The 22559-nt window shown below is 64.7% G+C and carries 23 protein-coding genes and 2 tRNA genes; 13 read left to right on the top strand and 12 right to left on the bottom strand.

What is annotated here, in order from left to right; translation table 11 throughout:
• The first annotated feature begins 5 nt into the window (after nt 1–5).
• Complete coding sequence (gene fdhD / locus ASG84_RS26285) at nt 6–851, top strand: formate dehydrogenase accessory sulfurtransferase FdhD (RefSeq protein WP_057479876.1); 846 nt, start codon at nt 6–8, stop codon at nt 849–851.
• Here fdhD and ASG84_RS26280 read toward each other — a convergent pair.
• Together ASG84_RS26280 and ASG84_RS26275 are read right to left on the bottom strand one after the other, a co-directional pair.
• Nucleotides 828–1475 (bottom strand): CoA transferase subunit B, encoded by a 648-nt coding sequence (locus ASG84_RS26280; RefSeq protein WP_057479875.1) that lies wholly within the window; start codon nt 1473–1475, stop codon nt 828–830. The two genes, fdhD and ASG84_RS26280, sit on opposite strands and share 24 nt — an antisense overlap.
• The gene (locus ASG84_RS26275; protein WP_200936722.1) at nt 1472–2221 is read right to left on the bottom strand and encodes a CoA transferase subunit A; all 750 of its coding nucleotides are present in this window, start codon (nt 2219–2221) and stop codon (nt 1472–1474) included. The genes ASG84_RS26280 and ASG84_RS26275 overlap by 4 nt, the downstream gene beginning before the upstream one ends.
• A 108-nt stretch (nt 2222–2329) precedes the next feature.
• Between ASG84_RS26275 and pcaH the strand changes: the two genes are divergently transcribed.
• The 6 genes from pcaH to ASG84_RS26245 are packed head-to-tail and all read left to right on the top strand — an operon-like array spanning nt 2330 to nt 8238.
• Nucleotides 2330–3046 carry a protocatechuate 3,4-dioxygenase subunit beta gene (pcaH, locus tag ASG84_RS26270; RefSeq protein WP_057479874.1) on the top strand — a complete coding sequence of 239 codons (717 nt, stop codon included), beginning with the start codon at nt 2330–2332 and terminating at the stop codon, nt 3044–3046.
• Nucleotides 3039–3677 (top strand): protocatechuate 3,4-dioxygenase subunit alpha, encoded by a 639-nt coding sequence (gene pcaG, locus ASG84_RS26265; protein ID WP_057479873.1) that lies wholly within the window; start codon nt 3039–3041, stop codon nt 3675–3677. Before pcaH ends, pcaG begins: the two co-directional genes overlap by 8 nt.
• A gap of 23 nt (nt 3678–3700) precedes the next feature.
• A complete protein-coding gene (gene pcaB / locus ASG84_RS26260) occupies nt 3701–5050 on the top strand; it encodes a 3-carboxy-cis,cis-muconate cycloisomerase (protein ID WP_057479872.1) in 1350 nt (449 codons plus the stop codon).
• The gene (pcaDC, locus tag ASG84_RS26255) at nt 5047–6216 is read left to right on the top strand and encodes a bifunctional 3-oxoadipate enol-lactonase/4-carboxymuconolactone decarboxylase PcaDC (protein WP_057479871.1); all 1170 of its coding nucleotides are present in this window, start codon (nt 5047–5049) and stop codon (nt 6214–6216) included. The genes pcaB and pcaDC overlap by 4 nt, the downstream gene beginning before the upstream one ends.
• Nucleotides 6213–7034, top strand: coding sequence for an IclR family transcriptional regulator (locus tag ASG84_RS26250; RefSeq protein ID WP_057479870.1), 822 nt, complete (start codon nt 6213–6215; stop codon nt 7032–7034). Before pcaDC ends, ASG84_RS26250 begins: the two co-directional genes overlap by 4 nt.
• Nucleotides 7027–8238 carry an acetyl-CoA C-acetyltransferase gene (locus tag ASG84_RS26245; RefSeq protein ID WP_057479869.1) on the top strand — a complete coding sequence of 404 codons (1212 nt, stop codon included), beginning with the start codon at nt 7027–7029 and terminating at the stop codon, nt 8236–8238. The genes ASG84_RS26250 and ASG84_RS26245 overlap by 8 nt, the downstream gene beginning before the upstream one ends.
• Before the next feature lie 7 nt (nt 8239–8245).
• Here ASG84_RS26245 and ASG84_RS26240 read toward each other — a convergent pair whose 3' ends face one another.
• Both ASG84_RS26240 and ASG84_RS26235 read right to left on the bottom strand, forming a co-directional pair.
• Nucleotides 8246–10138, bottom strand: a complete 1893-nt coding sequence (locus ASG84_RS26240) for a sugar phosphate isomerase/epimerase and 4-hydroxyphenylpyruvate domain-containing protein (protein WP_057479868.1) — start codon at nt 10136–10138, stop codon at nt 8246–8248.
• Complete coding sequence (locus tag ASG84_RS26235) at nt 10135–11028, bottom strand: shikimate dehydrogenase (protein WP_057479867.1); 894 nt, start codon at nt 11026–11028, stop codon at nt 10135–10137. Before ASG84_RS26235 ends, ASG84_RS26240 begins: the two co-directional genes overlap by 4 nt.
• Before the next feature lie 110 nt (nt 11029–11138).
• Here ASG84_RS26235 and ASG84_RS26230 point away from each other — a divergent pair, with 110 nt between their 5' ends.
• The 3 genes from ASG84_RS26230 to ASG84_RS26220 all read left to right on the top strand — a co-directional run bounded on the left by ASG84_RS26230 (nt 11139) and on the right by ASG84_RS26220 (nt 14153).
• Nucleotides 11139–11816: a TetR/AcrR family transcriptional regulator gene (locus ASG84_RS26230; RefSeq protein WP_057479866.1), complete on the top strand. Its 678-nt coding sequence runs from the start codon at nt 11139–11141 to the stop codon at nt 11814–11816.
• A 174-nt stretch (nt 11817–11990) separates the two neighbouring features.
• On the top strand, nt 11991–13349 hold the full coding sequence (locus ASG84_RS26225) for an MFS transporter (RefSeq protein ID WP_057479865.1): 1359 nt from the start codon (nt 11991–11993) through the stop codon (nt 13347–13349).
• 6 nt (nt 13350–13355) lie between these two features.
• Nucleotides 13356–14153 carry an N-acyl homoserine lactonase family protein gene (locus ASG84_RS26220; protein ID WP_057479864.1) on the top strand — a complete coding sequence of 266 codons (798 nt, stop codon included), beginning with the start codon at nt 13356–13358 and terminating at the stop codon, nt 14151–14153.
• A gap of 70 nt (nt 14154–14223) precedes the next feature.
• Here the strand turns inward: ASG84_RS26220 and clpX are convergent, their stop codons facing one another.
• From clpX to ASG84_RS26195, 5 genes are all read right to left on the bottom strand, one after another.
• Entirely contained in the window at nt 14224–15504 is a 1281-nt protein-coding gene (gene clpX, locus ASG84_RS26215; protein WP_032379220.1) for an ATP-dependent Clp protease ATP-binding subunit ClpX, read from the bottom strand.
• A 294-nt stretch (nt 15505–15798) separates the two neighbouring features.
• Nucleotides 15799–16440, bottom strand: coding sequence for an ATP-dependent Clp protease proteolytic subunit (locus ASG84_RS26210; RefSeq protein WP_008715342.1), 642 nt, complete (start codon nt 16438–16440; stop codon nt 15799–15801).
• Between the two features lie 46 nt (nt 16441–16486).
• Entirely contained in the window at nt 16487–17119 is a 633-nt protein-coding gene (locus tag ASG84_RS26205) for an ATP-dependent Clp protease proteolytic subunit (protein ID WP_032379221.1), read from the bottom strand.
• Nucleotides 17120–17219: 100 nt separating this feature from the next.
• Complete coding sequence (gene tig / locus ASG84_RS26200; RefSeq protein ID WP_057479863.1) at nt 17220–18599, bottom strand: trigger factor; 1380 nt, start codon at nt 18597–18599, stop codon at nt 17220–17222.
• Nucleotides 18600–18711: 112 nt separating this feature from the next.
• Nucleotides 18712–18785, bottom strand: a tRNA-Pro gene (locus tag ASG84_RS26195).
• A 170-nt stretch (nt 18786–18955) separates the two neighbouring features.
• Here ASG84_RS26195 and ASG84_RS26190 point away from each other — a divergent pair.
• Both ASG84_RS26190 and ASG84_RS26185 read left to right on the top strand, forming a co-directional pair.
• Nucleotides 18956–19029: transfer RNA gene (locus ASG84_RS26190), tRNA-Gly, on the top strand.
• A 110-nt stretch (nt 19030–19139) separates the two neighbouring features.
• A complete protein-coding gene (locus ASG84_RS26185; RefSeq protein ID WP_057479862.1) occupies nt 19140–19928 on the top strand; it encodes a hypothetical protein in 789 nt (262 codons plus the stop codon).
• Here the strand turns inward: ASG84_RS26185 and ASG84_RS26180 are convergent.
• On the bottom strand, nt 19925–20719 hold the full coding sequence (locus ASG84_RS26180) for an Fpg/Nei family DNA glycosylase (RefSeq protein ID WP_057479861.1): 795 nt from the start codon (nt 20717–20719) through the stop codon (nt 19925–19927). The two genes, ASG84_RS26185 and ASG84_RS26180, sit on opposite strands and share 4 nt — an antisense overlap.
• Entirely contained in the window at nt 20720–21199 is a 480-nt protein-coding gene (locus ASG84_RS26175; protein ID WP_032379225.1) for a ribose-5-phosphate isomerase, read from the bottom strand.
• A 16-nt stretch (nt 21200–21215) separates the two neighbouring features.
• Between ASG84_RS26175 and ASG84_RS26170 the strand changes: the two genes are divergently transcribed.
• A complete protein-coding gene (locus ASG84_RS26170; RefSeq protein ID WP_057479860.1) occupies nt 21216–21878 on the top strand; it encodes a DUF429 domain-containing protein in 663 nt (220 codons plus the stop codon).
• 61 nt (nt 21879–21939) lie between these two features.
• Here the strand turns inward: ASG84_RS26170 and ASG84_RS26165 are convergent, their stop codons facing one another.
• Nucleotides 21940–22557, bottom strand: coding sequence for a mycothiol-dependent nitroreductase Rv2466c family protein (locus ASG84_RS26165; RefSeq protein WP_057479859.1), 618 nt, complete (start codon nt 22555–22557; stop codon nt 21940–21942).
• Nucleotides 22558–22559 lie beyond the last annotated feature (2 nt).

Genomic DNA, 22559 nt, shown 5'->3' with positions numbered 1-22559 from the left:
TACTGATGGGGCGCATCACTGCTCGCAGGCCGGTGGTCCGCCTCCGGAACGGACACCGCGTCGAGCGCCCGGACACCCTGGTGGTGGAAGAACCGCTCGAACTGCGGGTCGACGGCAAGGCATTGGCCGTGACCATGCGCACTCCCGGACACGATGTCGAGCTGGCACACGGCTTCCTGCTGACCGAAGGCGTGATCGCCTCGGGAGCCGACATCGCGGCAGCTCGTTACTGCGACGGGGTCGACGACGAGGGCGCGAACACGTACAACGTCCTGGACCTCACGCTGGCCCAGGGCGTCGCTCCCCCGGAGACCGGAGTCGAACGGAATTTCTACACGACGTCGTCGTGCGGGGTGTGCGGTAAGGGATCCTTGGATGCAATTCGACTGCGCACCAAGCACTCCCCCGCGGCCGACACGGTCGTCGTCACCTCGGAGACCCTGGCCGGGTTGCCGGACACCCTGCGCGCTGCGCAGAAGGTCTTCGATGCGACCGGAGGTCTACATGCCGCGGCACTGTTCACCGCCGACGGCGAGATGTTGGTGTTGCGGGAGGACGTCGGACGCCACAATGCCGTCGACAAGGTCGTCGGCTGGGCAGTGACCAACGATCGAATTCCATTGCGCGGCATGGTGCTGATGGTCAGTGGCCGCGCCTCGTTCGAACTGGCACAGAAGGCCGTCATGGCAGGCATACCGATCCTCGCGGCAGTTTCGGCACCGTCGTCTCTGGCGGTGGATCTCGCGACAGAGTCGGGTCTGACGGTCATCGGATTTCTCCGAGGTCGGTCGATGAACCTCTACTCCCACACCGACCGCGTCGAGGTCTCAGACGGTGCTGTCGACCAGTAGTTCGGCCGCAGTAGCGTTCACGACGTCGTTCACGGACACACCCGGTGCGGTCTCGACGAGACGGAGACCGTTCTCGGTGACGTCGAGGACGGCCATGTCGGAGATGATCCTGTGCACGCAGCCCTTACCGGTCAACGGCAAGGTGCACTGTTCGAGAATCTTCGGTTCACCCTTGCGCGAGACGTGCTCCATCATCACGATCACGCGCCGCGCTCCGTGCACCAGATCCATCGCGCCGCCCATACCCTTGACCATGTGCCCGGGGATCATCCAGTTCGCCAGATCGCCGGTGGCACTGACCTGCATCGCACCCAGCACTGCGACGTCGACCTGGCCACCGCGGATCATTCCGAACGACTGCGCGGAGTCGAAATAGGAGGCACCGGGAAGGACGGTGATGGTCTCTTTCCCTGCATTGATGACCTCGGGATCCAGTTCGTCCTCGGTGGGGTACGGGCCGACTCCGAGGACTCCGTTCTCGGAGTGCAGGATCACCGAGATGTCGGTGGCGATGTAATTGGGTACGAGCGTGGGCATGCCGATGCCCAGGTTCACGTACTGTCCGTCACCGAGTTCCTGTGCCACCCGAGCGGCCATCTGTTCGCGGGTCATCTTCTCGCTCATGCTCGTACTGTCCTCTGCTCGATGCCGACCTGGACCGGGCCTACGTGGACCACCCGCTGCACGTGGATACCCGAAGTGTGCACTTCGTCCGGCCCGATCTCGCCGGGCTCGACGAGATGCTCGACCTGCGCGATGGTGATCCGACCCGACTCTGCGGCAGGTGGATTGAAGTTCCGCGCGCTGGCGTGGAACACCAGGTTTCCGTGCCGATCGCCCTTCCACGCGTGCACGAGCGCGTAGTCGGCGACGATGCCGCGCTCGAGAACGTAAGTGAGGCCGTCGAATTCGCGCGTTTCTTTGGGCGGACTGGCCAGGGCGATACCTCCGCTGCCGTCGTAGCGCAGCGGGAGTCCACCGTCTGCAACCTGCGTCCCGACGCCTGCCGGGGTGAAGAAGGCCGGAATTCCGGCACCGCCGGCGCGCAATCGTTCGGCAAGAGTGCCCTGGGGCGTGAGTTCGACTTCGAGTTCGCCGGACAGATACTGCCTCGCGAACTCCTTGTTCGAGCCGACGTACGAGCTGATCGTTCTGCGAATACGGTGCTGTGCCAACAGAACTCCGAGACCGAATCCGTCGGTTCCGCAGTTGTTGCTGATGGTCTCGAGGTCGGTGGCGCCCTGCGCGAGTACTGCGTCGATCAAGATCTCGGGCACTCCTACCAGTCCGAATCCGCCCACGGCGAGCGAGGATCCGTCCGGGATGTCCGATACGGCTTCGGTGGCGCTGGCCACGACTTTGTGCAACATGAGATCCACGCTACCCGAAAACGTGCGTGATGTGAACACCTTGCCACCATGCGAACACAACAGTAGGGTGGCTATTGCGTAGATCACCACGATCGTGAGGAACCTTCGATGCTTCATCTCCCGCCCGACTATCGGGATCAAGCGGGCGTCAACGCCCCGCGAGACTTCGCCGAGTACCGCACCACGGCTCTGCGACACCCGGCGCAGCCCTTGACGCTGCTCCCCCAGCGACTCACCGAGATCACCGGACCGGTACTGGGAGAAGGCCGGGTCACCGTGGCCGATGCCGATCTGACTCTGGCGAACGGCGGCGAAGCTCAGGGTCAGCGCATCATCGTGCACGGCCGGGTACTCGACAGCGACGGCAAGGCAATCCCGAACACTCTCGTCGAGGTGTGGCAGGCCAACGCGGGCGGGCGATACCGGCACTCCGGTGACCGTTGGCCGGCACCCCTGGATCCGCATTTCGACGGAGTCGGCCGAGTGCTCACCGACGAGCAGGGCCGCTACCGATTCACCACGATCAAGCCGGGTGCGTACCCCTGGGGCAATCATCACAATGCGTGGCGTCCCGCCCATATCCACTTCTCGTTGTTCGGGCAGGCGTTCACCCAACGGTTGGTGACTCAGATGTACTTCCCGGACGATCCGATGTTCTTCCAGGACCCGATCTACAACGCGGCACCCGAGGACGCTCGTGCTCGCATGATCAGCACGTTCGACTACGAAGCAACGCAGGAGAACTGGGCCCTCGGCTTCAGGTTCGACATCGTGTTGCGCGGCCGAGACGCCACCCCCTTCGAGGAAGACGACCACGATGACTGACCCCGAGTTCGCGCCGCGCTATCCCGTGGTCGCCGGAGCCGATTTCACCACCGCGTCCTTCGGACAGACCCCGTCGCAAACGGTGGGCCCGTACGTCCACATCGGGCTGCTGTGGCCCGACGGTGAACACGTTGTGCCGCCGGGTACGGACGGAGCTGTCACGGTGACGTTCACTCTGATCGACGGCTCGCGAACCCCGATGTCCGACGCCATGATCGAGACCTGGCAAGCCGATGCCGACGGCCGGTTCGATCACCCCGACGACCCGCGGGGCGCGGTTGCGCCGCGCACCGACGGCTTTCGCGGATTCGGGCGCACGTTCGCCGACGAGACCGGGACGATGTCCATCACGACGATCAAGCCAGGACCGTTACCGGCCGAGAACAACGCCGTCGAGGCCCCGCACATCGATGTCGGAATCTTCGCCCGCGGGATGCTCAAGCGAGTCGTGACGCGGGTGTACTTCCCCGACGAGGCCGAGGCGAATGCCGTCGATCCGGTGTTGTCCGCCTTGCCAGAGCACAAGCGTGCCAGACTCGTTGCACGGTCGGTCGACGGCGGCTATCACCTCGATATCGTGCTGCAGAACACCGACCCGGACGGCGACGAGACCCCGTTCTTCGAGCTGTGACAATCGATTCACGAAGGAGGACAATGACATCCGAGCGAGGTGCCCTGTTCGACCCGACGTTCGGCAGCGACGTCATCGCGCCGCTCGTCGGCGACCGCGCCTGGGTGACAGCGATGCTCGATGTCGAAGCTGCGCTCTCACGCGCCGCGGCCTCGGTCGGGCTGGTGAACGCCGAACACGCGGACATCGTCACCACAGCCGCCGCGGAACTCGGGACGACCCTGGACATCGCTCGACTCGGAGCCGACGCGGCCGCCGGCGGAAACCCCGTCATTTCGCTGGTGACACTGCTGCGGACCGCGGTGTCGCCGTCCGCAGTTCCCGGGAGTGCAGTGCATACCGGTGCCACCAGCCAGGACATCATGGACACGGCACTGATGTTGATCTCGCGCACTGCGCTCGCCGCCATCGATGCCTCGCTCGACGACGCGTGCCGCGCCGCACGCGATCTCGCACTGAACCATCGCACCACACCCATGGCAGCGCGCACACTCGGGCAGCAGGCCCTGCCCACCACCTTCGGCCTCGTCGCCGCGAACTGGACGGCGGGACTGCATCGTGCGCGCACCCGCCTGACGGCCGTTCGGCAGGCCTGTTCGGTTCAATACGGAGGAGCCGCAGGCACTCTCGCGGCCGTGCATCCGTACGGCCCGGCCATCGCGGCCGCGCTGGCCGCCGAACTGTCACTGGCTCCGCAGGTCGCGCCCTGGCACACCGAACGCACGGCAATCGCGGATCTGGCCTGCGCTTTGGGCACGGCCGCCGGGGCGATCGGGAAGATCGCCGGGGACATCGTGTCGATGTCGGCCACCGAGCTCGGCGAGGTATCCGAGGACGCGCCGGGAGGATCCTCGGCGATGCCGCACAAACGAAATCCTGTTGCTGCCATCACTGCTCGCGCCGCAGCCCGTCGGGTACCGGGTGCGGTGTCCACCGTGCTCTCGAACATGGATCACGAATACCAGCGCGCCGCGGGAGCCTGGCACGCCGAGTGGGAGACGATCACGGACCTGCTGCGTCTCACCGGCGGCGCAGCACATCGGATCGCCACCAGTCTCGGCGGACTACACACCCATCCCGAGATGATGGGTCGTAACCTCGATGCGACGGGCGGAGCCCTCCTCGCCGAACGGGTCACAGCAGCCCTGGCGCACCATACGAACGATGCCCGGGACATCGTGACCGCTCGATGCGCTGCCGGAGCACCGTTGGACACCGATCCGGCCATCACCGAATTTCTCACACCGTCGACGGTGCGCGAGTTGCTCGACCCAGCCGCGTATCTCGGCCACGCGTCCGATCTGGTCGACACCATCCTGGCCGAGCTCACCCTCGACACCGACAGCACCTCAGAATCGAAGGACTCACGATGACCGTCGCACTGGCACACCAACTCGTCGACGGACCGAGCGCCGAAGCCGAGACCGTCGTGCTGATCGGTTCCCTCGGCTCCGATCGATCGATGTGGAATCCGCAAGTCGGCCCGCTCTCCGCCTTTCTCCGGGTACTCGCCGTCGATCTCCGTGGCCACGGGGCGTCACCGGTGCCGTCCGGCCCGTATTCCGTCGCGGATCTGGCCGAAGACGTGCTGGCTCTCCTCGATTCATCGAACCTGAAACGCGTTCACCTGGTAGGTCTCTCGCTCGGAGGTGCCGTCTCGCAGTGGATCGCCATCCACCGACCCGAGCGAGTGCGCACTCTGACCCTGCTGTGTACCTCGGCCAAGTTCGGCGAGGCCGCGCAGTGGCTCGATCGCGCGGCCTCGGTCCGCGCGGCCGGAACCGCCTCGTTGGCCGACGCCGTTCTCGACCGGTGGTTCACCCCCGAACTCGCCGCTCGCGACACCGATCTCGTCGACCGGCATCGGCAGATGATCGTCGAGACGTCCGACGAGGGCTACGCAGCATGCTGTGAGGCGTTGTCCGACTGGGACTCTCGCGCCGACCTCGGTCGAATCAGCGCCCCGACCCTCGTGATCGCAGGCCGTCAGGACCCCTCGACCACGCCGGAGGATCTGAAGATCATCGCCGACGGCGTCGCCGATTCGACGTTCCGAGTGCTCGACCCAGCCGCACACCTGGCCAACGTCGAGCAGGCCGGACCCGTCACCACAGCGATTGCCGCACACATCGGATCGGCTCCGTACGCTGCCGGCCGAGCCGCGGCCCACGAGACCGGCATGGCGGTGCGGCGCAGTGTCCTCGGCGACGCTCACGTCGACCGAAGCATCTCCGCGCGAACCGAATTCACCGCGCCGTTCCAGGATTTCATCACCCGCACCGCATGGGGTGACATCTGGAATCGTCCCGGACTCGACCACCACACCCGCAGACTGCTGACCCTGGCGATTCTGACGGCCGTAGGCAACCAGCACGAGCTCGACATGCACATTCGCGCGGCGCTGCGCGCAGGGCTGGCACCCGACGAACTGGGCGAGGTGTTCCTGCACACCGCGGTGTACGCGGGAGTTCCGAACAGCAACAGCGCATTCGGTCTCGCGAACGCGGCCATCGCCGAGACCGAATCGAGTACCTCGTGAACTCGCCGGAATCGCCGGCGCCGTCCTCGGACTACGTTCAATCACTCGGACGTGGTCTTGCGGTGATTCGAGCCTTCGACGGCGAGCATCCGCGTCGAACGCTCTCCGACGTCGCTCGGGCAACCGAACTCACCCGAGCCACGGCCCGACGGTTTCTGCTCACGCTCGTCGAGCTCGGATACGTCCGTACCGATGGTTCGATGTTCTGGCTCACTCCGCGGGTGCTCGAACTCGGGTACAGCTATCTGTCCAGCCTGTCCCTGCCGGAAGTCTCGGGACCCCATCTGGAGGCTCTCGCAGAACGGGTACGAGAATCGTCCTCGGTGTCCATTCTCGACGGTGACGATGTCGTATACGTCGCCCGAGTACCGGTGAGCCGCATCATGACTGTCGGAATCAACATCGGAACGCGTTTCCCCGCGTTCGCCACCTCGATGGGCCGGGTACTGCTCGCGGGCCTTCCGGCCGACGAGCTCACTGCCTATCTCGATCGAGTTCGACTGACCCCGCTCACCGGCAAGACGATCATCTCGTCCGACACACTGGCACGCGAACTCGAACGAGTGCGGGCCGAGGGCTTCTGTCTGGTGGACCAGGAACTCGAAGAAGGACTGCGATCGATCGCCGCACCCATCCACGACGGTAACGGGGCAGTCGTCGCCGCGGCGAACGTCTCGACTCAAGCCGCGCGTCATTCGGCGGATGCAGTGCGCGCCGAACTACTCCCGGCCTTGCTCGACGCCACCCGTGCCATCGAGACCGACATGCTCCGAGTGACTACCGGACCCAACGACATGCGAGGAAACACCCATGCCTGACGCCGTGATCTGCGAACCCCTGCGAACACCGGTCGGCCGCTTCGGCGGTCAGTTCCGCGACATCTCCGCCCAGGCTCTCGCCGGCACCGTCATCGCCGAACTCGTTGCCCGTACGGGCATTTCCGGTGCCGACATCGACGACGTCATCCTGGGTCAGGCGTCCCCCAACGGTGATGCACCGGCGATCGGACGCGTCGCCGCGCTCGATGCCAACCTCGGGATCGACGTCCCCGGGATGCAGATCGACCGCCGTTGCGGCTCCGGCCTGCAAGCGATATTGCAAGCCTGCATGCAGGTGCAGTCCGGGGGCAACGATCTGGTGCTGGCCGGCGGTGTCGAGAGCATGAGCCAGACCGAGTTCTACGCCACCGGTATGCGGTGGGGCGTCAAGGCGGAATCGGTGGCCCTGGCCGACCGACTCGCGAGGGCACGAGTGACCGCAGGCGGCAAGAACTTTCCCGTGCCCGGCGGCATGATCGAAACAGCTGAGAATCTTCGCGCCGAGTTCTCGATCAGCCGTGCTGATCAGGACGCGCTGGCGGTCCAGTCCCACCAACGCGCGGTCGCTGCTCAGAAGAACGGCGTGTTCGCCGAGGAGATCGTCGGAGTATCGGTGCCTCAGCGTAAGTCGGACCCGCTGCTCGTCACCACCGACGAACATCCCCGTGCCGACACCACCGTGGAGTCACTGGCGAAGCTGAAGGCGATACGCGCGTCGATCGATCCTCAGTCGACAGTCACGGCCGGAAACGCCAGCGGACAGAACGACGGTGCCGCGCTCGCGATTGTCACCACTCCGGAAAAGGCTGCTTCACTGGGCCTTCGACCGCTGGCCCGACTGGCAGGATGGGGTGTCGCCGGAGTCGCTCCGCGAACCATGGGCATCGGGCCGGTACCCGCCGGCGCGAAAGCGCTCGGACGCCTCGGGCTGACCCTCGCCGACATGGGAATCATCGAGCTCAACGAGGCTTTCGCGGCCCAGACCCTCGCCGTCACCCGGTCGTGGGGAATCGAACCCGACGACGCGCGGCTGAACCCGCACGGTTCCGGCATTTCGCTCGGCCACCCGGTCGGCGCCACCGGTGCCCGAATTCTTGCCACTTTGCTTCGTGAGATGGACCGCCGGGAGGTTCGGTACGGACTCGAGACGATGTGCATCGGTGGCGGCCAGGGATTGGCTGCTGTGTTCGAGCGAATCGGCTGACCAGCTGTCAGTTCTGCAGTTGCGCCGCCAGTCGCACAGCCGAATTGGTCTCCCCGTAGCCCTCGTAGCCGCCCACGCGCTGAACCACCTCGAAGAACAGGTCGTCACCCACGGTTTCGGTGAAGAAGTGGAAGAACTCACCGCCTGCGGCGTCTGCGTCGTACAGGATTCCCAGGCGCTGCATCGCGTCGAGCACAGCGGAGTCGAGGCCGAATCGCGCGTCGAGATCGCGATAGTAGTTCGGAGAGATGCGCAGGGGCGTCAGGCCCCGTTCGGTCATCGCCGTCGCGGCGGCATAGATGTCCTCGCACCCGAACGCCACATGTCCGACGCCACCGCGGCGGGCGGCCGGCAGTGGATCCGCGTCGGACGGGCGGCCGGGAACCATGTTGAGTGAGAGACGAATCGTGCCGCCGTCGGTAGCCAGGGTAAGGGCCTGGCTACGCACCAGGCCGATCGCGTCGACGACGTCCTGTCCGTCGCGAGGAACCATGCCGAAGACCGAGCGCAGCAGCAGCATCACCCCGTCCCAACTCTCGGCCGGTACGGCGAGCGCGATGTGGTCCACTCCCGACACCACTGCGGTGTTCAGCCTCGACTCCGTTCTGGGGACCAGATCGAACGCGGACTGCCAGGCACCCGCACTGCCTCGGTTGCGCAGGTCGAGTGACGTCGCCCCTGTCACGGCCAGGCGCACCACCGCGTCGGTCGCGTCGGCAACACCGGGCATGGTGACGGTGGATGCGGTGACGCCGAGGGCGCGGGCCCGAGTGAGCCACAGATCGGGCCGCTCACTACGAACGCCGATCTGAGCCAGCGCGGGCAGGTGGGCCGGGACGCCGGGCGCAGTCCACAGCGTGTCCACAGTGGTGTCGACCGCCACCGCAAGTGGGCCCTGGGTGAACAGCGACAGTCCGTGTTCGCTGTGTGCGGCGGTCAGGTCGAAACCCAACTGGCGCAGGACGGTACCCAGCTGCGCTGCCTTCGCCGGCCCCGCCGCTATGCGGAGGGATACGACGTTCTCGATCGGACCGGGCGGCGGAGGCGAAAAGAGATCCGTTTCTACAGAGGGTGTTTCGATGCCGCGTACTTGCTCCTGCAGGTAGAGCAGGGAGCGATGGGCGTCGGATGCCGTTCTCCCGGTATCGGAGTGACGAAAGACGTCGTTGAAGATCTCGAGCGACCACGGTCCGGTGTATCCGGAGGCGACCACGTCCGCACCGAAGCGAGCAAGATCGAAGTTGCCCTGCCCGGGGAAACAGCGATGGTGACGGCTCCACTGCAATACGTCCATCACCAGGTGAGGCGCGTCGGCCAGTTGGAGGAAGAAGATCTTCTCGCCCGGTATGTCGCGAATTCCCGCGGGATCGTCACCGCGGGAGAGGATGTGGAAGCTATCCAGGCAGGTGCCCAGTGCCGGATGGTCGACCTGTCGAACGATGTCCCAGGCATGACCGTAAGTATCGACGTGGGTGCCCCACGCGAGCGCCTCGTACGCCAATCGCATTCCACGTCGGTGCGCACGCTCGGCCAGAATCGCCATCTGTTCGATCAGAACGCCGTCCTCGCGCACCGCTCCGGCCAGCGGCGAGGAGCACACCAGGAGTAGATCGCATCCCAGCTGTTCCATCACGTCGAACTTGCGCTCGATGCGAACGAGGTTGCGGACGAACTGATCCGGGTCCGCCGAGTCGGCGTCTCGAAACGGTTGATAGAGATCGAGTGTCAGCCCCAGATCGGCGGCCTTCTTCGCGATGTCCGCGGGGAGGTCGGGTGAGCTGATGAGATCCGGCTCGAACACCTCGAAGCCGTCGAACCCGGCCTCGGCGATGGCACGCATCTTCTCGTCCAGGGATCCGCTGAGCGAGACCGTGGCCACCGATGTGGCGATCGCGTTCACGAGAGGGCCCCGGCAGTAGCAGCAGCACGATCCTCGTGCTCGATCAACGAACGCATGTGGGCGATCATCCGGTCCGCATCGGCGGTTCGTCCGGTGAAGATCTCGAAGGCATCGGCGGCCTGAAAGACTGCCATGCCGGTGCCGCTGAGCGTGCGACAGCCCACGCCGGCTGCAGTCGACAGCAGTTCGGTCTCGGCCGGTCGGTAGACAACTTCGGCCACCCACATGCGCGGGTGCAGGAAGTGCTCGGGCACGGCCGATCCCGGATGTTCCACCATGCCGATCGGAGTGGCGTGCACCAGGCCGGTCGCGGTGTCGAGGACGCGGCCGAGGCTGTCGAGGCCGGACGCGAACATCTCGACAGAGGGAAAAAGAATCGAAAGAGAATCCCGGAGCTGTTGTGCTCGAACAGGTTCGGCGTCGACCAGGGTGAGCCTGGCTGCTCCACGGCGCGCCATCGCATATGCAACGGCCGCACCAGCTCCCCCGGCACCGAGTTGGACCACGTCGGCCAGGTCGGCACCCGGCAAGCCGCGGCCGAAGTTGCGATCGAATCCGGACCAGTCGGTGTTGTGGCCGATGGCTCGGCCGTCCGCGAACACCACGGTATTGACAGCTCCCAGCCGAGCAGCGTCTTCGGAGAGCTCGTCGAGGCAGCCGAGGACGCGTTGCTTGCACGGGTGGGTGATGTTCAATCCGCGAAACCCGAGGTCGGCCGCGGTCTCCACCAGACGAGGCAGATCGTCGACGGTCAACCCGCGGCGATCGAGGTCGATGATGCGGTACTGGTAGGTCAACCCCTGCTCCATCCCCTCCTTCTCGTGCATCGCAGGCGTGAGCGACTTGCCTATACCCGTTCCGATCAGCCCGCAGAGCAGGGATTCCGGCATGTCGATCTCCTCGAGCCTTAATGTACGAATTGGTGAGTTAGCTCGACGGTACTACTCCATGGGCCCGCGCCCAACCCTTTCCGCACAATCGACGGCGATAGAGTTGATCCATGCCTGCGCGCGCACCCGACTCGTCCGACGACGGCAGCGGACCCACCGTCAAGCGTCGACGCAACAGCGACCTGACCCGTCACAACATCCTCGAGGTCGCGACCGAGGAGTTTGCAGACAAGGGCTTTGCCGGAGCACGAATCGACGAGATCGCCGAGCGAACGCACACCACCAAGCGAATGTTGTACTACTACTTCACCGACAAGGAAGGGCTGTACAAGGCAGTCCTGGAGCGGTCGTACCTGCGCATCCGCGAGCGGGAACGAGCCGTGGACGTCGAGGGACTCGGGCCGGTGGAGGCCATTCGGGCCATCGCGTCGCTGACCTTCGATCATCACGAGCAGAACCCCGACTTCATCCGGTTGGTGTCCACCGAGAACATCCTGCGCGGCGAGCACATCAGCACCTCGGAGGCGTTGAGCAATCTCGGCAACCCGGCCGCCGAACTGTTGGGCGACATTCTCACCCGAGGGCAGGCCCAGGGGATCTTTCGCACCGATGTCGATGCCCTCGACATCCACATGGCGATCAGCAGCTTCTGCGTGTTCCGACTGTCCAATCGCTACACGTTCGAGGCCCTGTTCGGCCGAGATCTGACCGATGTCGCACACCGAGAACGCCTGCGCTCCATGCTCGGCGACATGATCATCGCGTTTCTCACCACATCGACACCGTAACGACGCCGTCGAGTCCTTCGAATCTCATTCGGGGTTGACACGTGGCATGGATCACGTTCAGTATCTAGGAACGCCCGGTTTTAACCATTTAGTACATTAGCGATTCGATCGGCTGGATCGCAGTGTCGAAGGGCACCTCAGCTCCCCCCGTCACACGAAGAGAGACGAACGACGATGGATCCCGTTGCATCCGGACCGACCCCCACACCCCTCCGAGCGGGTGCGAACCCACGCAAGGCCGCCACCGCCGCGTGGGTGGGCAGTGCGCTCGAGTACTACGACTTCTTCATCTACGGCACCGCAGCGGCCCTGGTGTTCGGCCGCGTGTTCTTTCCGGGATCGAACCCGGCCACCGGAACCCTGCTGGCCTTGGCGACGTTCGGGGTCGGGTATCTCGCTCGCCCGCTGGGAGCGCTGGTTCTCGGACACATCGGTGATCGTTACGGTCGCAAGAAGGTCATGGTCGCCACCGTCCTGTTGATGGGTATCGCGACCCTCGGTGTCGGCGTCCTGCCCTCCTACGAATCCATCGGAATCGCCGCGCCGATCATCCTCGTCCTGCTCCGACTCGCGCAGGGATTCTCCGCCGGCGGCGAGCAGGCGGGTGCCAACTCGATGACACTCGAGCACGCTCCGGACAACCGGCGTGCGTTCTTCACCAGCTTCACTCTCAGCGGTACTCAGGGTGGCCAAATCCTCGCCACGGCGGTGTTCCTGCCCGTCGCCATGCTTCCCGAGGACCAGCTGCTCAGCTGGGGTTGGCGAATCCCGTTCTTCCTCAGTGCTTTTGTCGTCGTCGCCGCGTTCCTCATCCGTCGTTCCCTCGACGAGACCCCGGTGTTCGAGGAAGAGGTCGCATCCAACGAACCTCAGCGCCTGCCCTTGGCCGAACTTCTGGCCGACCATTGGCGCGCCGTTCTTCGCGTCATGTTCGCCGCTGTCATCGCCTCTGTCAGCACCATCTTCACCGTCTACGCGCTGTCGTATGCCGTCAATACCGTTGGCCTCGAACGCACTCCGATGCTGTGGGTCGGCGTACTCGCCAACGTCGTCGCACTGTTCGCGCTGCCCTTCTTCGGTTCGCTCTCCGACCGCATCGGCCGCAAGCCGGTGTTCCTCTTCGGATCGATCGGCTGCGCCATCCTCATGTTCGGCTACCTCTGGTCCATCTCGATCGGCAACTACGCACTGATCTTCGTCCTCGGCATCGTGATGTTCGGATTCGTGCACAGTGCCACCGGTGGCGTCTGGCCCTCGTTCTACGGCGAGATGTTCCCGGCTCGGGTGCGTCTGACCGGCACAGCTCTCGGTACCCAGATCGGTTTTGCCATCGCAGGATTCGCGCCGACCATCGCCGGAGCGATCGCCGGTGCCGAGATCGGCGCCTGGCTACCGGTCGCCATCGTCACCGCGGTGTTCTGTGCAGTCAACGTCGCCATCGTCTCCACCTCCAAGGAAACGTTCCGGACCCCCACCGATGAGCTCGGTACGAAGCCTCGTATCGCGGATGCCGCTACCGCGAACTCGCACTGACCATCGATGATCGACGACATGCGGCCTGACACGGCAGGCCAGTGGCGGGTGTTCGCTGTGCAGTACGCGAGTCGAACCGCAGTGCGCAGCAGCCACTTCCACTATGCCGACGACCGTGGCGGCGAGCCCCACCCCACCGCCTACTACGTGTGGCTCGCCGTATCCCACACCGACACTGTTCTGATCGACGCCGGTATTGCACCGTCCACAGCGAGTGGAATGCCCGGGCTCGAGTACTTCGGCTCCCCGCTCGACATCATCGGTCGCCTGGGCATCGCGCCCGGCGACATCGATCTCTGTGTGTTGACCCATCTGCATTACGACCACACGGGAATCGTCGCCGACATGCCGCGAGCCCGCTACGTCCTGCAGCAACGCGAACTCGAGTACTGGAACAGTCCGTGGGCCGAACGAATCGGCCAGGAGCAGTGGTTGCACTCCCGACCGGATATCGATCACGTGGCCGCGAGCTCGCGACTCGACCTCGTGGACGGCGACAGTGAGCTGCTCCCCGGCCTGTCGGTGCACTCCGTCGGCGGCCATACCGCGGGAATGCAGGTCGTTCGACTACGTACCGCGCGCGGGAACGTCGTGCTGGCCTCCGATGCCAGTCACTTCTACGAGAACATCGAGTCCGACAGCCCGTTCGCGATACTGCACTGCCTACCGGACATGTTCGGGGCCTTCGACAGAATCAAGGAACTGGCCGACGGTCCCGAGCACATCGTGCCCGGTCACGACCCACTGGTGTCCGCGCGATTCACGTCGATCGAGCGTCACCCACACGTCGTGAGAGTCGGCTGAACAGGCCACAGACGACACGAGCCCCGATCATCGTTTCGATGATCGGGGCTCGTGTTGTTCAGTGGGACCGTCAGGCCGACTTGTCGCGACGCTCCGGTCGCTCGGGCTTGCGCGGCACGATGGTCGGCAGCACGTTGTCGTTGACAGTCTCCGCGGTGACTACGACCTTCTCGACGTCGTCCCGGCTGGGGATGTCGTACATCACCGGCAGCAGAACTTCTTCCATGATGGCGCGCAGTCCACGAGCACCGGTACCGCGAAGAATCGCCTGATCGGCGATTGCGTCCAGGGCCTCGGCAGTGAACTCGAGCTCGACGCCGTCCATGTCGAACAGGCGACGGTACTGCTTGACGAGCGCGTTCTTCGGCTCGGACAGAATCGTGACGAGCGATTCCTTGTCCAAGTTCGTCACCGACGCGATCATCGGCAGTCGGCCGATGAACTCGGGGATCAGTCCGAACTTGATCAGATCCTCCGGCATGACCTCGGCGAAGTGATCCTGGGTGTCGATCTCGGCCTTGGAGCGAACCTCGGCCCCGAATCCCAGACCTCGCTTGCCGACACGATCGGACACGATCTTCTCGAGGCCGGCGAAAGCACCGGCGACGATGAAGAGAACGTTCGTGGTGTCGATCTGGATGAATTCCTGATGCGGATGCTTGCGACCGCCCTGCGGCGGCACACTGGCCTGAGTTCCCTCGAGAATCTTCAGCAGAGCCTGCTGAACGCCCTCGCCGGACACATCTCGCGTGATCGACGGGTTCTCGCTCTTGCGAGCGATCTTGTCGACCTCGTCGATGTAGATAATGCCGGTCTCGGCCCGCTTGACGTCGTAATCGGCGGCCTGGATCAGCTTGAGCAAGATGTTCTCGACGTCCTCGCCCACGTACCCGGCCTCGGTGAGCGCGGTGGCGTCGGCGATGGCGAACGGCACGTTGAGCATCTTGGCCAACGTTTGCGCAAGATATGTCTTTCCGCAGCCGGTCGGTCCGAGCATCAGAATGTTGGACTTGGCCAGTTCGACCGACTCGCCCCGCACATCACGGGCCTTGTCGCCGGCCTGGATGCGCTTGTAGTGGTTGTAGACCGCAACGGCCAGCGTGCGCTTGGCAGCGTCCTGACCGATCACGTAGTTCTCGAGAAAATCCTTGATCTCGGAGGGCTTGGGTAGGTCGTCGAGCTTGACTTCGCTCGATTCGGCCAACTCCTCCTCGATGATCTCGTTGCACAGGTCGATGCACTCATCGCAGATGTACACCCCTGGTCCAGCAATGAGCTTCTTGACCTGCTTCTGGCTCTTGCCGCAGAACGAGCACTTCAGCAGATCGCCACCGTCACCGATGCGTGCCATTCGGAGGTTCCTACTTCCTTGTCCGCGTACGCCCCACGCCGTCCGACAGTGCCGAGACGCCGTGGGCTACTTCCCGGGCTTTCGTGATGCCGATATCGCTCGCCCGAGTTCTTGGGTGCGACGCTACCCGTGTTCGCCGAACATGGGCGGGTTGTTTCCGGTGATTCGCCACCCGATTTCGTCTGTTCCGACATTCGGGCCGTAGATCACGATCGCCGGGCGGAGTTTTTCACTCACACCCGGCGCCGGAACTCGAGCCGGACCGTCACGGCCCGACCGGTGAAACTCGCTGTCCTACTTCTGTGCGGACAGCTTGCGGTACTCGAACACGGTGTCGATGATGCCGTAGTCCTTGGCCTGCTCCGCGGTGAGGATCTTGTCGCGATCGGTGTCCTTGCGGATGACGTCGGGGTCCTTGCCGGTGTGGCGACCGAGAGTGGTCTCCATGAGACGACGCATGCGCTCGATCTCTGCAGCCTGGATCTCGAGGTCCGAGACCTGGCCCTGGATTCCACCGCTGGACGGCTGATGGATCAGCACCCGCGCGTTCGGCAGAGCTGCACGCTTGCCCGGGGTACCGGCCGCGAGCAGTACCGCTGCGGCCGAGGCAGCCTGGCCGAGGCAGACAGTGGCAACGTCCGCGCGGACGTACTGCATGGTGTCGTAGATCGCCATCAGCGAGGTGAACGATCCGCCGGGCGAGTTGATGTACATGGTGATGTCCCGGTCGGGGTCGAGCCCCTCGAGCACCAGCAGCTGTGCCATCACGTCGTTGGCGGACGCGTCGTCGACCTGCACGCCGAGGAAGATGATGCGCTCCTCGAACAGCTTGTTGTACGGGTTCGATTCCTTGACGCCGTAACTGGAGTGCTCGACGAAGGACGGGAGGATGTACCGCGAGGACGGCAACTGATTGGGATCGAACAGGTTTGTCATCGTTTCTCCAAGATGTGAGTGATCGAGGTCGGCGGCTACGGCCGATTTACTCGCCGATTCCGCCGGCCTGCTGCGCGCGGCTGACGACGTGATCCACGAACCCGTATTCCTTGGCGGCCTGGGCGGTGAACCACCGGTCGCGATCGGAGTCCTCGGTGATCTGCTCGACGGTCTGACCGGTGTGCTGAGCGATGAGCTCGGCCATCTCACGCTTGGTGTGCGCGAACTGTTCGGCCATGATGGCGATGTCGGAGGCACTGCCGCCGATACCGGCCGAGGGCTGATGCATCATGATGCGCGCGTGTGGCAGGGCGTATCGCTTGCCCTTGGCACCGGCCGAGAGCAGGAACTGGCCCATCGAGGCGGCCAGACCCATGCCGTAGGTCGCGATGTCGCACTCGGCGAATTCCATGGTGTCGAAGATGGCCATGCCCGCGGTGACCGAACCACCGGGCGAGTTGATGTACAGCGAGATGTCGCGAGTGGCGTCCTCGGCAGAGAGCAACAGGATCTGGGCGCACAACTTGTTGGCGATGTCGTCGTCGACCTGGGTACCGAGGAAAATGATGCGGTTTTGAAGCAGACGCTCGTACACGGAGTCGCTGAGATTCAACCCTGCTGCGGCCGAAGTCATGACGGGACTCTGCTCGTGCGAAGCCGCCGGATTCTGAACAGTCACGGTACCTGCCTTTTCATAACAATTCGTTGGTTCCTGACACAGACACTAACGAAAGACGGCGGCTCCGGAGTCCCGGAACCGCCGTCGTTCGCTGTGAGCGTTACTTCTCTTGTTCGCCCTCGGAAGAATCAGCTGCTTCGACCTCGTCGGGAGCATCGGCGGGGCTGCCGAACAGCTCTGCCGTGTCGACGGTGGCTCCGTTGGTGTCGGTCACCGTGACGCGCTCGACGACCGAAGCGAGCGCCTTACCGCGCTTGACGTCGGCGAAGACCGCACCGAGCTGGTTGGCCTGCTGCACCTGCTGGATGAACTGCTCGGGCGGCATGCCGTAGCGCTGCGCCTGGAAGATGATCCGCTCGGTGAGCTCGTCCTGGCCGACCTGAGTGTTCTCGGCCTCGGCGATCGCGTCGAGCAAGAGCTGGGTGCGTACCGACTTCTCGGCACCCTCCTTGACGTCCTTGTCGAACTCTTCGCGGCTCGAACCCTGCGACTCGAGCAGCTCGGCGAGTGCTTCCTCGTTGTGATCGAGACCGTGAATGGCCTCGTGCACCTGGGAATCGACCTCGGCCTTGACGACGGCCTCGGGAGCCGGAATCTCGAGCGTGTCGAGCAGCGTCTCGAGTACCTTGTCGCGGATCTGACCGGCCTGCTCGACCTTCGCAACCCGCTCGACACGCGTCTTCAGATCGGCGAGCAACTCGTCGAACGTGTCGAACTCGCTGGCGAGCTGGGCGAACTCGTCGTCGGCCTCGGGCAGCTCGCGCTCCTTGACGGACACGACCTTGACCGTGACGACGGCTTCCTTGCCTGCGTACTCCCCGGCGACCAGAGTGGAGGTGAACTCCTTCGACTCGTCCGCAGAGACGCCGATGATCGCGTCGTCGAGTCCTTCGATGAGCTGGCCGGAGCCGACCTCGTGGGACAGTCCGCTCGCGGTTGCCTCTTCGACGTTCTCGCCGTCGACGGTGGCCGAGAGGTCGATCGAGACGAAGTCACCGGACTGGACGGGACGATCGACACCGGTCAGGGTGCCGAAACGCTGGCGTAGCGACTGCAGCTGCTCGTCGACGGCTTCGTCTTTGACCTCGAGCGGGTCGACGACGACGCTGATGGTCGAGTAGTCCGGCAACGCGATCTCGGGACGCACGTCGACCTCGGCCGTGAACGTGAGCTCGGTGCCGTCTTCGATCTTGGTGATCTCGATCTCGGGCTGGCCGATGACCTTGACCTTCTCGTTGGTCACGGCCTCGGAGTAACGAGCGGGAAGAGCGTCGTTGACGACCTGCTCGAGTACCGCACCGCGGCCGACGCGCGCTTCGAGCAACTTGGCCGGAGCCTTGCCGGGACGGAATCCGGGGAGGCGGATCTGCTGAGCCAAAGCCTTGTACGCGCGGTCGAAATCAGGCTTGAGCTCCTCGAAGGGCACCTCAACGTTGATACGGACTCGCGTCGGGCTCAGCTGCTCGACGGTGCTCTTCACGGGACATGCTCCTTCTGGTAATTCTTGCTTGCTGGTGGTGCTTACGGTGCTGGCTTGCGGTCTTACCTCGCTCGCCGCGAACACGGCGAACCGTGCCTGCGGCCCTCATTTGTCGGGGTGACAGGAATTGAACCTGCGACCCTCCGCTCCCAAAGCGGATGCGCTACCAAGCTGCGCCACACCCCGTCGTACCCACACCATTGAACAGCAACCGATAGTAGCCCCTCATCGGCGCCCCACCGATGGCGTTCGAGCGAACCCGGCGCGGCATGCCGGTTTGGAATCCGGCAACGGCTTTGGGTACAGTCTTGAAACGCAGGCGACGGAACTGGCGATCCCACGACTGTTGTTTGCATGCCGATGTAGCTCAATGGTAGAGCCCCTGTCTTCCAAACAGGCTACGCGAGTTCGATTCTCGTCATCGGCTCCACCGAAAAGCCCCGCACTGACAGTGCGGGGCTTTTTCGTGTCCGCGTACCCTGAAACGGAGTCCGAATTGTCCGAACGAACCGGACATGCACCGTCGGCGGAAGGCCCGAAATGGAAATAGTCCTGATCGTCCTCGTCATCGCCGTAGTGGCCTTCTTGGTGCTGCGAAGCAAGAAGAACGCGGCTGCTGCGGCCGAGACTGCGCTGGCCGACGCGAAGGCCGACGCCCGCCAGTCGATCGAACGCCTCGGCGGCCAGGTCTACAATCTGATCGGCACCGACACACCGTCCAAGCAGGCACTGGCCGACGCGTCCGAGCGCAACATCGCCGCCGGGTCGCAGATCGACCAGGCCACTACCCCCGAGCAGGCTCGACTGGCCAAGCAGACGGCTCTGGAGGGGCTTTATTACATCCGTGCCGCGCGCGTGGCGATGGGCATGGACCCCGGCCCGGAGGTGCAGGGCATCGACGGCCAACAGCAGGCGGGTCGAGTCACCGAGGAGCGCAACGTCGACTTCGAGGGCCGCGAGATCGCGGCTTCACCGGATCCGTCGGACCGCACCCCGAACTACTACCCGGGCGGCCGAGTAGCAGGCCGTCCGGTCCCCGCGGGCTGGTACTCCGAGCCGTGGTGGCGGCCCGCCCTGGTCGCCGGCGCGTGGGGAATGGGCTCGATGTTCCTGTTCTCGGCGATGTTCTCCGGCATGGCCGGAGTTCCGGACGAGACGGCAGCGGGCGGAGACATGGGAGCCGACGGCTCCGGCGATGGGTCCGGCGGCGACGACTACACCGGCGACGATACGGGAGCGGGTAACGACGGCGGCGGATTCTTCGACGGCGGAGACAGCGGTGGCTTCTTCGACGGCGGCGGAGGCGGAGGCGATTTCGGCGGGTTCTAGGTGGCCTGACACACGGGGCACCAGAACAGGTTTCGCGCCTGCATCGTCGAGTGCAGGATTTCCGTGCCGCACACTCGGCACGGAAGGCCCTGCCTGCGGTAAACGTAGGAGCGGGGTCGACGGGCACCGTAGGTGTCTCCGTGATCGTCCTCGGGCCGGATGGTGATGATGCGACCGCGTCGAACGCCGATCTTCATCAGCTCGACGAGGTCGAACCAGACCGCGTCCCACTCTCCACGATCGAGGTCCTTCCCCGGTCGCATCGGATTGATCTCGTGCCGAAAAAGGATCTCGGCGCGATAGACGTTCCCGACGCCGGCCAGCACCTTCTGATCCATCAGCAGAGTGCCGATTGCCGTGCGCGACTTGGAGATTCGTACCCAGGCAGCGTCGGAGTCGGCGTCCTTACGCAGCGGGTCCGGCCCCAGGCGCGCCACCAGGGCGTCGACCTGCTCCTCGGTGTAGATCTCGCAGGCCGTGGGCCCGCGGAGGTCGGAACCGTACTTCTCCCCCACCATCCGCAGACGCACTGCACCCACCGGATCGTTCAGTGGCACCGACTGTTCGGTGAACTTTCCGTACAGGCCGAGGTGAATGTGCACGATCAGATCGGTCTCGTAACGGTGGAGCAGATGCTTGCCCCAGGCCTCGGCACTCTCGAGCACGAGCCCGTCGATCAGCGCGGCACCGGAGGTGAACCGTCCCTGGGGACTGCTCGCCTCGACCGGTGCCCCGCCGAACCGTCGTTGATGCAGCCGAGCGAGTCGGTGCAGGGTATGACCTTCGGGCACCTACGCGGGCTTTCCCGGAACCTCGGGTGCCTCGCCACTGCGCTCGTACTCGGACAGGATGTCGATGCGGCGCTGGTGGCGCTCTTCGCCCGAGAATGGAGTGCCGAGGAAAGCGTCGACGATGGCGAGTGCTTCGGGCAACGTGTGCATGCGGCCACCGATTCCGATGAGCTGAGCATCGTTGTGCTCGCGAGCCAGCTTCGCGGTCTCGACGCTCCACGCCAGTGCGCAACGAGCGCCCGGCACCTTGTTCGCAGCGATCTGCTCGCCGTTTCCGGATCCGCCGAGCACAAGGCCTCGGCTGCCCGGATCGGCGACGACGCGGCGTGCCGCGTCGATGCAGAAGGCCGGGTAGTCGTCGACGGGGTCGTAGTCGAAGGCACCGCAGTCGACGGGCTCGTGCCCGGTTGCCGTCAGGTGTTCGATGATCTGATTCTTGAACTCGAGGCCGGCGTGGTCGGCACCCAGGTATACGCGCATGCCTAGAGTCTGACAGGTGAACTCACGAGCCGAGAAATTCGCCGGTGTCGACGGTGCGAAGGGCGCGTGGGTCGTTGCGGTCTTCGACGGCGCGACGCTGACGTGGAACGGCTGCACCTCCGTGGCCGAAGTGTTGGAACACACGCGAGACTGCGCGCGAGTGGGCGTCGACATGCCACTGTCTCTGCCTGCGGACGGCTATCGGATCAGCGAGCTGGAGGCGAAAGCGTTTCTCGGCCCGGCACGAAGCTCGATATTCCACACGCCCGTCGCCGGCGTTCTCGACGCTGCTACATACGAGCAGGCCTGTGCACTCTCGCGGAAGATCACCGGCAAGGCGATCAGCAAGCAGACCTGGCACATCCTGCCCGCTGTACAGGCATGGCGCGATGCGGAGTTCGATCCGGACATCTACGTCGAGGTACATCCCGAATGTTCGTTTCGGGCAATGTCACCGGCGACGACGTTCACATCGAAGAAGAGCGGCCGCGGCGTCGGCCAGCGGTTGGCTGCGCTCGAGCGGTGGAGCGAGTACCTCGACCTGGCCGATCTGCCGGCAGGACCCGCCGTCGACGACTTTCTGGACGCCGCCGCCGCGGCGTGGTCGGCCAGGCGATTCCACGCCGGCGAGCACCGAGTGTTCGGTACCGCCGACGCGTCGGATCGAATCGTCGCCTGAGTCCCCCCGTGCGTGAAAGTCGTACTCCTGCTACGAAGTTACGCGCACGAGGGTCGCCCGATCAGTCGAACTGCGGGTCCTCGTCACGGGTGCGCTTGAGCTCGAAGAAGTGCGGGTACGACGCGAAGATCACCGAGGCGTCCCACAGCTTGCCCGCCTCCTCGCCACGCGGGATGCGCGAGATCACCGGGCCGAAGAATGCGACTCCGTTGACGTGAATCGTCGGGGTGCCCACGTCAGGGCCGACCTTGTCCATGCCCGCGTGATGGCTGGTGCGCAGGTCCTCGTCGTAGTCGGTGCTCTCGGCGGCCTTCGCAAGATCGGCAGGAAGGTCCAGTTCGGCCAACGACTCGGCGATGACGACGTCGAAATCCTTGTTGCCCTCGTTGTGGATTCGCGTACCCATGGCGCTGTACAGCGGCGAGAGGATCTCGTCCCCCTTCAGCTTCGCGGCGGCGATCGCCACTCGAACCGGACCCCATGCCTTCTTCATCATCGCGGCGTATTCCTCGGGCAGATCGCGACCCTCGTTGAGCACGGCCAAGCTCATGACGTGGAAGTTCACGTCGATGTCTCGTACCTGCTGCACCTCGAGAATCCAGCGCGAGGTGATCCAGCACCACGGGCACAGTGGGTCGAACCAAAAATCCGCGGTGTCTTTCTGTCCTGAACCGGCCACTG

The sequence above is a fragment of the Rhodococcus sp. Leaf278 genome (assembly GCF_001426085.1).
In the GTDB taxonomy this organism is placed as follows: Bacteria; Actinomycetota; Actinomycetes; order Mycobacteriales; family Mycobacteriaceae; genus Rhodococcoides.
This window is presented reverse-complemented; position numbering and strand designations above follow the sequence as displayed.

What these genes read in the sequence shown, in the direction of transcription:
- fdhD (WP_057479876.1), top strand. Translation starts at nt 6, where the DNA reads ATGGGGCGCATCACTGCTCGCAGGCCGGTGGTCCGCCTCCGGAACGGA.
- ASG84_RS26280 (WP_057479875.1), bottom strand. Translation starts at nt 1,475, where the DNA reads ATGAGCGAGAAGATGACCCGCGAACAGATGGCCGCTCGGGTGGCACAG.
- ASG84_RS26275 (WP_200936722.1), bottom strand. Translation starts at nt 2,221, where the DNA reads ATGTTGCACAAAGTCGTGGCCAGCGCCACCGAAGCCGTATCGGACATC.
- pcaH (WP_057479874.1), top strand. Translation starts at nt 2,330, where the DNA reads ATGCTTCATCTCCCGCCCGACTATCGGGATCAAGCGGGCGTCAACGCC.
- pcaG (WP_057479873.1), top strand. Translation starts at nt 3,039, where the DNA reads ATGACTGACCCCGAGTTCGCGCCGCGCTATCCCGTGGTCGCCGGAGCC.
- pcaB (WP_057479872.1), top strand. Translation starts at nt 3,701, where the DNA reads ATGACATCCGAGCGAGGTGCCCTGTTCGACCCGACGTTCGGCAGCGAC.
- pcaDC (WP_057479871.1), top strand. Translation starts at nt 5,047, where the DNA reads ATGACCGTCGCACTGGCACACCAACTCGTCGACGGACCGAGCGCCGAA.
- ASG84_RS26245 (WP_057479869.1), top strand. Translation starts at nt 7,027, where the DNA reads ATGCCTGACGCCGTGATCTGCGAACCCCTGCGAACACCGGTCGGCCGC.
- ASG84_RS26235 (WP_057479867.1), bottom strand. Translation starts at nt 11,028, where the DNA reads ATGCCGGAATCCCTGCTCTGCGGGCTGATCGGAACGGGTATAGGCAAG.
- ASG84_RS26230 (WP_057479866.1), top strand. Translation starts at nt 11,139, where the DNA reads ATGCCTGCGCGCGCACCCGACTCGTCCGACGACGGCAGCGGACCCACC.
- ASG84_RS26225 (WP_057479865.1), top strand. Translation starts at nt 11,991, where the DNA reads ATGGATCCCGTTGCATCCGGACCGACCCCCACACCCCTCCGAGCGGGT.
- ASG84_RS26220 (WP_057479864.1), top strand. Translation starts at nt 13,356, where the DNA reads ATGATCGACGACATGCGGCCTGACACGGCAGGCCAGTGGCGGGTGTTC.
- clpX (WP_032379220.1), bottom strand. Translation starts at nt 15,504, where the DNA reads ATGGCACGCATCGGTGACGGTGGCGATCTGCTGAAGTGCTCGTTCTGC.
- ASG84_RS26210 (WP_008715342.1), bottom strand. Translation starts at nt 16,440, where the DNA reads ATGACAAACCTGTTCGATCCCAATCAGTTGCCGTCCTCGCGGTACATC.
- ASG84_RS26185 (WP_057479862.1), top strand. Translation starts at nt 19,140, where the DNA reads ATGGAAATAGTCCTGATCGTCCTCGTCATCGCCGTAGTGGCCTTCTTG.
- ASG84_RS26175 (WP_032379225.1), bottom strand. Translation starts at nt 21,199, where the DNA reads ATGCGCGTATACCTGGGTGCCGACCACGCCGGCCTCGAGTTCAAGAAT.